Origin of the sequence: Flavobacterium hibernum (genome assembly GCF_000832125.1) — a bacterium.
Classification (GTDB): Bacteria; Bacteroidota; Bacteroidia; order Flavobacteriales; family Flavobacteriaceae; genus Flavobacterium; species Flavobacterium hibernum.
Window position 1 is genome coordinate 52,335 of the sequence record NZ_JPRK01000018.1, and the last position, 12,814, is coordinate 65,148.

At 30.5% G+C, this 12,814-nt stretch carries 12 protein-coding genes; 3 read left to right on the plus strand and 9 right to left on the minus strand.

Annotated elements, in window-relative coordinates:
• Window positions 1–23: 23 nt before the first annotated feature.
• From atpB to IW18_RS19390, 6 genes are all read right to left on the minus strand, one after another.
• Window positions 24–1,199: a F0F1 ATP synthase subunit A gene (gene atpB / locus IW18_RS19360; RefSeq protein WP_084607995.1), complete on the minus strand. Its 1,176-nt coding sequence runs from the start codon at window positions 1,197–1,199 to the stop codon at window positions 24–26.
• A gap of 518 nt (window positions 1,200–1,717) precedes the next feature.
• Window positions 1,718–1,939 (minus strand): AtpZ/AtpI family protein, encoded by a 222-nt coding sequence (locus IW18_RS19370; RefSeq protein ID WP_041519824.1) that lies wholly within the window; start codon window positions 1,937–1,939, stop codon window positions 1,718–1,720.
• Window positions 1,920–2,315, minus strand: coding sequence for a bactofilin family protein (locus IW18_RS19375; protein ID WP_041519825.1), 396 nt, complete (start codon window positions 2,313–2,315; stop codon window positions 1,920–1,922). The genes IW18_RS19370 and IW18_RS19375 overlap by 20 nt, the downstream gene beginning before the upstream one ends.
• A 2-nt stretch (window positions 2,316–2,317) precedes the next feature.
• On the minus strand, window positions 2,318–4,933 hold the full coding sequence (porW, locus tag IW18_RS19380) for a type IX secretion system periplasmic lipoprotein PorW/SprE (protein WP_041519826.1): 2,616 nt from the start codon (window positions 4,931–4,933) through the stop codon (window positions 2,318–2,320).
• An 88-nt stretch (window positions 4,934–5,021) separates the two neighbouring features.
• On the minus strand, window positions 5,022–5,717 hold the full coding sequence (locus tag IW18_RS19385; protein ID WP_041519827.1) for an ABC transporter ATP-binding protein: 696 nt from the start codon (window positions 5,715–5,717) through the stop codon (window positions 5,022–5,024).
• 101 nt (window positions 5,718–5,818) lie between these two features.
• On the minus strand, window positions 5,819–7,279 hold the full coding sequence (locus IW18_RS19390) for a DUF5687 family protein (RefSeq protein WP_041519828.1): 1,461 nt from the start codon (window positions 7,277–7,279) through the stop codon (window positions 5,819–5,821).
• A gap of 129 nt (window positions 7,280–7,408) precedes the next feature.
• On the opposite strand from IW18_RS19390, the gene IW18_RS19395 reads away from it, so the two are divergent.
• Window positions 7,409–8,461, plus strand: coding sequence for a ferredoxin--NADP reductase (locus IW18_RS19395; protein WP_041519829.1), 1,053 nt, complete (start codon window positions 7,409–7,411; stop codon window positions 8,459–8,461).
• Window positions 8,462–8,830: 369 nt separating this feature from the next.
• Window positions 8,831–9,238, plus strand: a complete 408-nt coding sequence (locus tag IW18_RS19400; RefSeq protein WP_240475584.1) for a hypothetical protein — start codon at window positions 8,831–8,833, stop codon at window positions 9,236–9,238.
• Here the strand turns inward: IW18_RS19400 and IW18_RS19405 are convergent.
• Both IW18_RS19405 and IW18_RS19410 read right to left on the minus strand, forming a co-directional pair.
• A complete protein-coding gene (locus tag IW18_RS19405) occupies window positions 9,227–10,234 on the minus strand; it encodes a glycosyltransferase family 9 protein (protein ID WP_041519831.1) in 1,008 nt (335 codons plus the stop codon). The two genes, IW18_RS19400 and IW18_RS19405, sit on opposite strands and share 12 nt — an antisense overlap.
• 223 nt (window positions 10,235–10,457) lie before the next feature.
• The gene (locus IW18_RS19410; RefSeq protein ID WP_041519832.1) at window positions 10,458–11,063 is read right to left on the minus strand and encodes a DUF4254 domain-containing protein; all 606 of its coding nucleotides are present in this window, start codon (window positions 11,061–11,063) and stop codon (window positions 10,458–10,460) included.
• 111 nt (window positions 11,064–11,174) lie between these two features.
• Between IW18_RS19410 and upp the strand changes: the two genes are divergently transcribed.
• Window positions 11,175–11,828: a uracil phosphoribosyltransferase gene (gene upp / locus IW18_RS19415; protein ID WP_041519833.1), complete on the plus strand. Its 654-nt coding sequence runs from the start codon at window positions 11,175–11,177 to the stop codon at window positions 11,826–11,828.
• Here the strand turns inward: upp and IW18_RS19420 are convergent.
• A complete protein-coding gene (locus tag IW18_RS19420) occupies window positions 11,823–12,752 on the minus strand; it encodes a DUF6427 family protein (RefSeq protein ID WP_041519834.1) in 930 nt (309 codons plus the stop codon). The two genes, upp and IW18_RS19420, sit on opposite strands and share 6 nt — an antisense overlap.
• Window positions 12,753–12,814 lie beyond the last annotated feature (62 nt).

Below are 12,814 nucleotides of genomic sequence, written 5' to 3' on the forward strand. Positions count from 1 at the left end.
GTTAATAATTAATAAAACTCTAATTAATGATGATCGTGCTCTTCAACAGCCTGACCAATAAATAATGCTGAAAGCAATGTAAATACATACGCTTGCAATGCAGCAACCAATAATTCTAATACGCTCATGAACAATACGAATGCTCCCGCAACTGGTCCAACAGCAATACTTTTGAAAATGAAAATCAAAGAAACTAAACTCAAAATGATAATGTGACCAGCAGTAATGTTTGCGAACAAACGAATCATTAATGCAAATGGCTTAGTTAACATTCCGATAATTTCCACAGGAATCATAATTGGAGCCAACCATACAGGAACTCCTGGTGTGTTGAAAATATGTCCCCAGTAAGATTTGTTTCCGCTTAAAGTTGTAACGATGAAAGTAATAAATGCCATTACGAATGTAAAGTATATATTTCCTGTTAAGTTAGAACTGAATGGGAAGAATGGAATTAAACCGATAAGGTTGTTAATCCAAATAAAGAAAAAGATAGTTAAAAGGTATGGCATATATTTACCAGCTTTTTTCGTTCCAATATTTGGAACAGCAATCTCATCTCTAACATAAGTAACTAGTGGCTCTAAAAAACCAGCTAATCCTGTTGGTGCATTTGGATTTTTCTTGTATGATCTTGCTACAGCAAAAAATAAGAAAAACAAAATAATCGCCGACATTAACATTGAGAAAACATTTTTAGTGATTGAAAAATCTAAAGGTCTTGCATCAAAAGCAAAAGCTCCAGTATTTTTTTGATCAGCCGTCATTGTTTCAAATTTGTCAGCATAAAAAATAATTTCTTTATAACGAACTAATTTCTGTCCATTAATATCAACTACGTGCTCACCTGAATTATCGTGGTGAAATTTTGAAGATGAAAAAATTTCCAATCCATTATTTGTCCACAAAATAACAGGTAGACTAAAAGAAATAGGATGACCATCCCAATCAGCGATATGAAAATCATGTGAATCTCCAATGTGTGAATTAATCAATTCACTTGCGTTGAATTCTTCTTCGATCTTGTGACCAACGGTTTCACCGTGATTACTTGCTTCTGCATGACTTACCTCTGTTGTTTCAACAGTTTCGTGATTAACCGAAACACTATCAACAGGAGTTGATGCGAAATTTATCGACGAAGTAAATGCTAATAAGGTAACTAATAAGTACTGGACTGGTTTATTTGAAATTATCATTATTAAATCTGTATGTAAATTTTAGGTTCCAAAAATTTTTTGCAAAGGTACATTTAAAATTGAAAATTGAAAATTTATGACTGTAATTTTTAATATTTACCTTTTATTAGACTAAACTTACTGCTAATAAAGCAATTAACGTCTATTTATTAGTCGGATTGTGAAATACGTTTCGAAAAGTAAAAATAAAAAATAAGGGATAAAAAATGTACTTAAGTCAATTATTGGATCTTTGACCTTCCCTTTTATTAGTGGAATTAGAAAAATAATAGCCAACATCATTCTGAAAAAGCTGGCACCCAAAAAGGCAAACCCTGTGTATGTATCGAAATTTTTATTTACAAAAATTAAAAATAGATACACTAAAAAAGTAGCAACAATATTAAAAGTATAAATGCTCCATGCGGAGTAAAAAAAGACTAATTTGTCTGACAATGCTTGCATCGCAAAATATTGCGCAACAAATAATACAACTGAAAAGGGGATAAAATACTTTAGAAAATCGAGAGTTTTGTTCATTATTTATTTAAATTTTTAACCTGTCTTATTACATTATAAAGTGCTAAAAAAACAGAGAACAAAGATAGAATTATTGTCCATAACGAACCTCCATTTGAATATTTTTTGTCTAACCATGTACCTAAATAAGAAAACAAAAAAATAATAACTCCCATTTGAATCGGAATATTAATTAATGCCAGCCATTTATTATTGGATTTATTATTCGGTTCCTTTTCCATCTTTTAGCGTTACTTCTTTAGTATTAGTTATCATAGTACAAGTCGCAGTAAACTCAGCTCCTGGTTCTATTGACAGTTTTCCAACTGCAACTTCTCCATGAATCTGTGCCGATGCTTTTATATTTAAAACTTCTAAAACTTTAATTTTTCCCTTAAACTCTCCTTCAATATCTGCATTATTACAAACAATCTCACCTTTTACTATGCCAGATGGGCCTATAACTAATTTTCCCTGCGAAGTAAAGTTTCCAATTAATTCGCCGTCCAGTCTAAAATCGGCTTTTGATACAATATCACCTATAATAGATGTTCCTTCAACAATTCTATTTGTTTTTCCTAAAAGTTCTGTTCCGTTTTTTTTAACTTTATCAAACATGATTATGGGGTTTTGGGTGCTAAATAAGCTTCCAGATTTTTTTTGATTTGGATTACTGAGTAATTATCACTTGAAATAATAATTGCGGGATGTGAAATTTTATATTTTTTATCGTCTCTTAAGACTCCAGAAACATCTTTTGCATATGCCTCTGATTTTAATCCATGAATAACTACAAAGCTTTCTGTTTGATTGTACTTATCTAAAGAAGTTGTAAGTCTTTCGAAATTTTCAACTGATAAAAACTTCTTAATTGCTTCTTCTATTTGTTTCGCTGTTTTGGTATCATCTTTTGAAATTGCATAAATGATTTTCCAATTTTTACTATCAACTGCTGTAAAATCAAGCTTTTCTAAACTTGGAATTTGTTTTTCTAAAATTTCCCGAGCATTTTTACCTTCATCACTATTAGGATAATTATCTGCAACTGATTCTAGCCCTTTTTTGTAAGCTGCCAAACCATTTACTTTTCCTAATGTGTTTGCTTTTAACAATTCATACTTAGAAATAATTTCATCCCCAGAATATTGATTGATTAAATTGTCAATATTACTTAACACAAGGTCAAACTGTCCCTTCTGATACAATTTATACCATTTTTGATACTCTTTATCGGGCGATGCTAAATCATCTGAATTCGTATTATTCAAAATTTGAGCATATCTCGAATTCGGATATTTTGTAGTAATATCAAACTTAACAGATTCAGCTTTTGCCGGATTTGTAATTTGATAAATTTTATACAAATTGTACATCGATGGTAGAATAAATTTTTCTTCTGGATTATTTTTTAACAACTGTTCCAGTTTAGCACTTGCCAAATTATACTCTTTAAATTTTTCTTTATAAATAAGTCCTAATTGATAATAGGCAAAATTACGTTCTTTACCTATACTATCCATTGCAGATTGGGTTGTTGGGAGTTGCTTTTCATAAAAAGCAGTTGTGTATTTTTCAATAACCACAGTATCTTTTAATGCGTTGGCCGCATCCTGACTATTAATTATGCTGTCATTAATCATTGCTGCATTATTGGCTGATTTTACTGCTGCCAATCGCCAATTGCCAACTAAAGTTCTGTTACCCCACGTTTTTCTAAACTGTAGTTTTCCGTAAGCAACTGTTGTTGGATTATAAAAGTAAAAAGTACTTGCTGGCTCATTTCCTGACGGAGGACTAAGTGGTCCCATATTAGGATCTGCTTTTCCAAGTGATTGTGGGTTTATTGCCGTTGGACCGTTATTACTATTTGTATTTCGATCTATATTTGCTAATTTCTCTTTTTCTTTTTCTTCGAGAATACGTTTTGCTTCATCTTTCTTTTTAAGTTCGGCTATATAATTTTCGAAATAAATTTTTCTGTCAGCATCAGGCAAATCATGAACTTTAATTATACTATCGTTACGTTTTGCAATTCCTTCATATTTAATTACATCATCTAAGTTTTTTCTGTTTTTTTGAATTACAGCGTACTCTCTCGTTTTAGGATTTAATTTTACTAATGTACTGTCATAATATTTGGCAGCCATTGTATAATCTGTATTTCTAAAATACATATTTCCAATGTTTCGATAAGTTGACGCAATTAAATATGGGTCTTTAGGCTTTCTTGCCAATGATTTGTTATAGAAAAATAAAGCATCGTCTTTTTGTTTGTATTTATCAAAAAAGACACCCATTTCATAAAACACTATGTCGTAATACGGTCTGTTTTCGCGATCAGCAACTAACTTATTATAGGTTTCGATAAATAAATCCTGATTACCGTTTTGATAATCAAACATCTCAGCTTTTTTAGCATAGGCATGCATCATATATTTACGATCGGCTTTACGATTCATGGCAATCACTCCGTCGTAAAAGTAATTTGCACTGTCCTTTTTTTCTGCCTCTTGATACATTTGACCCAAGATAAAACGGTAACGCGCTCGATCTTCGTTTATTTTGGTAAATTTTTCAGCAATTCTAAGTTTAGCAACGGCGCTATCTTTTTGTTGCAGATTTAAAAAAGCTTCTGCCAATAAAGCATTTGCATCAGAAAAAGTCTGTTTATCTAAATCGGTATTCTTTAATAAGAGTTTAATATTTTTTAAAGCAATAGCGTCATTTCCTAAACGCATATTGGTTTTTTCGCGCCAAATTTTTGCGGTATAAATATTACTGCTGTTTGGGTATTTGTAAAGAATATAATTGAATGCTTCTAAAGCTGGAATAAAACGCTGATCGTAATATCTTGCTTTACCAAGCATTAAATAAGCTTCATCAATTTGAGAATTTCGTTCTCTACCTCCAATATTCATTGAATGCTTTTGAATGGCTTTTGTTGCTTTAGTTTCGGCCTTTTCAAAATCTGGATTCTTTGCTTTTTCATCTCCCGAAAAATTTTCGTCGATTTGCATTTTTTCTATGGGCAAAATCTTCCAGAAATTATCCTGATTATTTGCCTGGATAGATTTTAGTCCTTTATCAAGACCAATTCCTCCATTGTACAAAATGTTATATTTCGTACTCAAAGCATGAGAATTTCTAGCCAGAAAAGTGTTTTTTTTGGTAGAACATGCTATCAAAAAAAACAAAAAAACAAGACAAAAACTGTATTTCAGAGTATTCTTTTTCAATTGAAAAGATTTTAAATCAATTAACTTCTAAAAAGGATTTTTAGTATAATGACTTGTAAAAATACGCTTCTTTTTGATATATGGAAATTTATACTGCAAAAAACAATTCTAGTTCTTGTAAGGTTTCTCTTGAAGTTTGAATATCTTTTACTATTTCACCTTTATTAAGAGCAACGATTCGATCGCAAACCTCTACTGTATGCTGCAAATCATGACTGGAAACCAGTACCGTAACGTTTGGATTATCTGCTAAATCTTTGATGATTTTTTTTAATCGGCTAACTGTTGTGGGATCTAAATTTGCAAACGGTTCATCAAGAATTACAACTTCTGGATTTCCTATAAGTGTGGCAATAATCCCCACTTTTTTCTGATTTCCTTTAGACAAATCACGCAAGTATTTTTTATTGTTTAAAATTTCTCCATTAAAAAATTCTTCATGTTGCGCTAATAGCGCATCAATATCTGCTTTGTTTTGATGGCGTAAATCTCCAATAAAATAAAAATATTCTTCGGGAGTTAAATAACCTATCAGGAAACTTTCATCAAGAAATGAACCTGTAAAAGATTTCCAATTTTCGTTTGTATTAACCTGAATATCATTGTTTATTATATTTCCGGTAGATGGCTGAATTAAATCTAACAGCAAACTGAAAAATGTAGTTTTTCCCGCACCATTATTTCCCACTAATCCAAAACTTTGTCCTTTTGGAATTTCAAGATTATTAATATTTAATACTGTTGTTCCGTTATATTTTTTTGAAAGTTGATTTACTTGTATCATTTTTTAAATGTTTAATTGTTGATTTGGTTAATCGTTAATTTGATTGATTTTCAATTATTATGAGATTAATTATCTCATTTTCAAATTGCCACATTCTCTAATTAATTCTTTTGTTTATAAGCACTTATCGTACTGTATTTTTCGATTTTATATCTTTTTTCGATTAAAGAAAAAACCTTGTCTTTAAAAATAAATCCTAAAACTCCTGCACCAGCCACTAGTATTAATCCAAGAGTTTTATCACCTAAATAAAGTCCTAATCCATATAATGCCAATGGTAACAATATTTTGGGCAAGGATAACAACATCGTATTCACATTAAAAGCTTTTTTGTCTCCAAATGCCCCTCCTGCAGAACTTAAATCAATTGGTGTTTTTGTAAATGCACCACCTAAAAGTACTAAGTGAGAGTTTACTCCAATGTTATAAATCGCTCCTACTACGATAGTTAAATAAATTTCCCATCCATAAAAAAGGTAAAAAGAGGCAATAATTGTCGAAACGAAAGTAGCAATAACAATTAACCACCATTTTGCAGTAATATAACCACGATAAGGAATATTTTGCGTCATCATTAATTGATAATAAGAACTATCCCAACTTGGTACAAACTGTCCGAAGACAAATAAGAATCCCCCAGAAACAAATATTCCGGCAAAAATGTGCATTACTACTGGTTGATGAGAATTTCCAAAAAAGATCAATCCGTAGAACAAGAAGAAAAAGCTCATTATGATAGTTGTCTTCGATCTTTTATTTCTCTTAATCAATTTAATGTCATTCTTTAGAAACGTTCCTAAAGTTCCAAACTGATTTAACCATGAAAGATTTTCTGTTGTTGCAATGTCTTCTTTTTTCGAAAGTCCAGCATCTAAAAATAAATTACTCTTAAAGTACTTAAATGTAAATAAATATAGACCCACTAATCCTAAAACAGGAATTAAAAACAGTCCTTCTATATCATAAAATCCTTGAAAAAATGGCGTTGTAAAAACAGTAATATCAAATAATTTATAATATTGAGCGGCAGCAAAAGCCAATGCAATTCCAACAAAAACAACAAACAATTTATCGATATTACTTAAAATAATATTTAAAAAATTATTGATATAAATTAAAGAGAAAACAGCAATGAGCCAAAAAACAATTCCCACAACATCATATCCTTCTAATATTAATACTATAGAAAATGGAATAAAAAAAAGTCCGTGAACCCAGTTAAAAAAAGACAACGCAGTTTTACCTAACGAAAAATGAACAATTGTTGGTTTTTTAAATGGTAAAATTAAAAGTGGCTTGATATTTAGAACCGGTATAGCCTGCATTAACAGTCTAATAACCAAATCGAATAAAAAATAATAAATCAAAAATTTATTGATCGTCACTAATGGTTCCAGATTCATTTTTTTTAGGAAGTAAAAGGCTCCTACTCCAGCTCCAATAAAAATTATGGAAAAATATACCATAAAAAAACCAATTAAAACTTTCATCGCCATGCTTGCGCCAAACGATGCAGATCTTGAAAAGGCTTTCCATTCTAGGTAAATAAACTTTTTAATCATGGTTATTTTGGTTTTGAGTTTTGTAGTAAGAGATCAAATGTAAGAAAACGTTACAAAAAAAGTTAAAAAAAATAACTTAGTGCTTCTCAATTAGCTGTCGTTTGCTACTTTTGCATAAAATATACAATCATGCCTTCATTCTTAAAACTAATAATTAAAGAGGTAAAACGTGAAACGACTGATGCTGTTTCTATACTTTTTAATGTTCCTGAAGAACTAAAACCAGATTACAAATTTATAGCTGGACAATACATAAATCTAAAATTAACACTTGATAATCAAGAGATTCGTCGTGCTTATTCGATATGTTCAGCACCAGAAAGCGGTGAATTGCGTATTGCTGTAAAAGCTGTAAAAAACGGTTTGTTTTCTCAATTTGCAAATACTAAACTTAAAGCAGGCGATGTTCTTGAAGTAGGTCATCCAGAAGGAAAATTTACTTTTGAGCCAGATCCTGAAAGACAAAAAAACTATGCAGCTTTTGTTGCCGGAAGTGGTATTACTCCAGTATTGTCTATCATAAAATCTGTTTTAAAAAGCGAACCAAAAAGCTCATTTGTATTGGTTTACGGAAATAAAACACCAGAAGAAACTATTTTCTATCAAGAATTACACGATTTGCAATTGCAATATGTGGGTCGTTTCTTTGTTCATTATGTTTTTAGTCAGGCTAAAGCCGAAAATGCTTTGTTTGGAAGAATCGAGAAATCGGCAGTTAATTTTGTTTTGAATAACAAACACAAAGAAATGCAGTTTGACAAGTTTTTCTTGTGTGGACCAGAAGAAATGATCAATACTGTTTCTAATGTTTTGAAAGAGAAAAATGTAAAAGAATCTGCTATTAAATTTGAACTTTTTACTTCTTCAACTCAAGAGCATGAAATAAAAACTTCATTAGAAGGGCATACAAAAATTACTGTTTTAGTTGATGATGACGAAGTTTCATTTGAAATGTCTCAAAAACAAACCATTCTTGATGCGGCTTTAAAACAAGGAATTGACGCTCCATATTCTTGCCAAGGCGGAATTTGCAGCAGTTGTTTAGCACGCGTTACAAGTGGTAGTGCAGAAATGACTAAAAACTCTATTTTGACTGATAAAGAAATTGCTTCAGGTTTAATTTTAACCTGTCAAGCACATCCAACATCAGAGTCTATTTATGTAGATTATGATGATGTTTAGACGTTAAATTTTCAATCCCGAAGCCTCGGATAAAATTCCAAATTCCAATTTTAAAGTTGGAATTTGGAATTTTTTTTGTCTTATAATTATTAACAAGATTTATCAAGATTTAAAACTTTGACAATTTGGTTATGAAGACCAAATTATGATGCCACAATTTCGAACCTAAAAACTTACATTTTTACCAGATGTTGATAAATGAAAATTTGGTTATAATTTAGATTACAATAAAAACAAATTTTTATTAAAATATTGTCAAATTTTCATTATTTTAGTGGTGTAAATACGGTAATCGCAATCTTGTTCCTTTTGAGAATTGTAGAGCTACATCAAATTTGTCAACACGTTTAAATATTAAATATTATGACAATGCATCACTTTCTTCGTTTATCATTTATAGTACTTTTTGTAATAACAGCCTTATTTTGTGTCTATTTTATAATTAAAAAGCAACGAAATAAAAAAGGTCCAAAATTACTAACCCAAGAAAAGTATAACTCAACAATGCTTGGGAAAATGACTGAAATAACAACTTCTGACAAAAACATCTTTAATTTTTGGCCTTATATAAGCAAATTAAAAGCTGCTAAAGTAATATCGAACAAAATTAAAGAGTCACAATTAGTGCACAAAATCTACAGAAATTCAACTGACGATTTTGAACACATTTTGTTGTCTACAGAAAAAGAAAATCATTTTGTTGTGATTGTTGCTAATAGAAACAAAAAGAAAACAATTGGCTATTACATCCAAGATTTAGATGGATTATATGCTTGATTGTATTTTTTGAACGATTTCGTTTGGAGAAATACTTCTCATTGCGTCTTGGTAACCCTCAACAATTTTGTTTCCATAAACTGATGTTGGCAATTTAGGATATTGATTTCGGTCTGAGGTTAAAGCATTATCTAAACTTTGATTAAACGGTAAAAAACCAGCGTACGGATGGGTTGCACCCCAAAGTGTAATTACTTTTACTCCTAACATTGCTGCAATATGTGCGTTTCCGGAATCCATAGAAAGCATTACATCAAGATTACTTATAAGTTGTAATTCTTGCTGAAATTTAATTTTTCCGGCCATATTAACTACATTTTCAAATGGTTTTGAAAGGGAATCCAGAATTTCGATTTCTTTTTTTCCTCCTCCAAAAAGTAGAATTTTATGGGCTTTATTCTCCGCTAATTTTGCAATAACTTCTGTCATTAGATCTATCGGATAAACCTTAGAATCGTATTGTGCAAAAGGTGCAATACCAATTAATTTTTGGTTTTCATATCCAATAATTTCTAGGATATCATCTTTTAATTTTGCCTTTTCAGGAAATTCCGGGTTCGATAAATCTAAAGGAAATCCGAATTCTTCGAACACTTTTGCATGTCTTTCGAACATGGTTGGCAATTGTTTAAAGATCTTATTTTCTTCACGAGTTAATTCTTTTTTACCTTCTCTCCCTTTATCAACAGTTGCTCTTTTTTTCCCGTTTAAAGCAAAAAGCAAACTCACAACTTTAGATCTCAGAACGTTATGAAGGTCTGCAAAAGCATTTATTTTGAATTTTTTCACATCTCGAAATAATCTCAATAATCCTAAAAAACCCTTGTGACGCTCTTTTTCATCAAAAGCAAAAAAATCAAGATTTGGAATTCTATCAAAAAATGGCTTAAAAAACGGACGTGAAATTACCGTTAATTTAACTCCTGGATACTGTTTTACAAAGGCGCGTAAAACAGGAACCGTCATGGCGACATCTCCCATTGCGGAAAGTCTCATGACGGCTATATGCTTAATTTTACTAGACAATTTCTTTATGTTTTTAAATTCAAGTCTTTTTCCGGTTCTGTACTTTTAGCCCAGATTGAAATGAAAATCCCGGAGCAAAAAAAATAAAGTTTCTTGTTTAAAAAAAGCGACCAACGGAAGCTCTTTTTTGAACAATAGAAACTCTATTTTTTTGTGAGGAATTGAAATGGAAAGCTGGAAATAGCTCCAGAAATTATTTCTTATTTTGGTATAAAACAGGATTTAATTCATCGTCATTGTACATTTTCATTTGTTTGTACACTTTCATGAATTTATCTCCATTTTCGATATCTGTAAGTAAATCGTCAATTGCTGTCGATAAATCACTTCTTTGTTCTAAAAGAATGTTTAATTTTTCCTGACATTTATCTCTATGTTCTTGTGTAGCCTCTGCACGAGTAGCTTCTTCATGCATGTGATAAATTTTTAGAGCCAAAATAGACAATCTGTCAAATGCCCAAGCTGGACTTTCAGAATTGATTTTTGCGCCATCTTTTACTTTTACATCGCTGTATTTTTGTAAAAAGTAGCTATCGATATATTCAACCATATCAGTACGTTCCTGATTTGATGCATCGATTCTTCTTTTTAAAGTAAGAGCTGCTACCGGATCAATTTGTGGATCACGAATGATATCCTCAAAATGCCATTGAACAGTGTCAATCCAATTTTTCAGATATAATAAATGCTCGAATTTATCCTTTGGATATGGATTGTTTATAGGTTGATCTACATTATCAAATTTATGATAATCTTTGATGCTTTGTTCGAAAACAGAATATGCTAATTTTGAAAACATGTCTTTATTTGTTAGAGACACAAAGATACTTTTTATACTTTTATAGTGCGAAAAAAACAATTAATTTTTCGTTTACAAATCATAACCAATTGATTATACTAAAATTTTATTATGAAAATTCATTATATCTCTGAAAAAAATAGCGTGTTAAACCATTTTTTAGGTCAAATTAGAAATATTAACGTTCAGAACGACAGCATGCGTTTTAGAAGAAATATTGAACGAATTGGCGAAATTATGGCCTATGAATTAAGTAAAGATCTGGCTTATAAAAATGTAGATATCGAAACTCCTCTTGGCATTAAAAAAACTACCGAGATTGAAAGTGATTTGGTTTTATGTTCGATTTTAAGAGCTGGTTTACCACTTCACAATGGTTTCTTAAATTACTTTGATCACGCCGAAAATAGCTTTGTTTCTGCTTGCAGACATCATCCAAATAACGATGATGAATTCGAAATTTTAGTTGAATATCAAGCTGTTTCAAACATCAATAATAAAACTGTTTTACTTCTTGATCCTATGTTGGCAACCGGTCAATCGATTGTTGCTGTTCATGAAAAATTAATTCAAAATGCGACTCCAAAAGAAATTCACATTGTTGTTGTAATTGCTGCTCCGGAAGGAATTGCTTATCTTCAAGAAAGTCTTCCTGATCATTGTCATTTATGGGTTGCCTCTTTAGACGAGAAATTAAATACCAAAAATTACATCATTCCTGGTCTTGGAGATGCAGGTGATCTAGCTTACGGAAGTAAATTATAATTGAGCGAAAAAAGTAAATAAACTACACAAAATCAGTACATAAAAAACAATTTCATTGTTCAGTTTTTGCTGCATATATTCGACATGACTTGCTGCCATAATAGTTAAGGGAGCAATACTGAAAAGCAACAAATCATTGCTTTTATCTGGTGAAACAATGTAAACAACTAATGCAATAAAAAAACAAGCTACCACTTTTTTGTACGAAGAATGTACAATTTGTGGCCTGTTTGACAATGTACTTAACATTGAAACCACAAAAAATAAAGCTACTGCAACGTAAATTGAAAGTGCTCCATTCTCATAATTATTCTTGAAATAATTAATATTAAAATCAATTACTGCACGTTTCTGAAAAAACTCAATTACATCAATATGGAAAATTAAAGAGATCAATAAAAATATTATTGATACGGCTATAAATGCTATAAAAGGCAAAATCCAATTTCTATAATCTCTTGAAACGTGAAAAACAATTGATATAAAAACCAAAATTAGGAAAAGGATACACCAAAATTGAAATAAAGAAGCTATTAAAATCCAAAAAGAGGCATCGAATATTTTTTCTTTTGAAGCTTTTAATGATTGTAAAGAAATCAATCGTCGAAGTGCCAACAAAATAAAAAAGTTGGCATATATAACATTTGAATTGTTAAATATCGTGGGGAAAAATAATATAAACAATAAATAGAAAAATATCGCGTAACCATTGTCTTTACTAAGTCCGTTCTTTTTTACAATGAAATTAATCAGGAAAAATGAAGCCAAAATAAAGCACAACAGACTTACTTTTTGAAACGCCAAAAAATAAGAACTCACCCATGATGGATCTTTAATTTGAAAAATAAAAAAGAAAACCAGTATCAAAATTACGACCAATGAATAATTTAATGGCGTAGATTTTTTAAAAACACTTGTTATCATAAGGATATTTTATACTTTTGTGATTGTAAATATAATACTTGTTTAAAAAGTAAAACCAACAA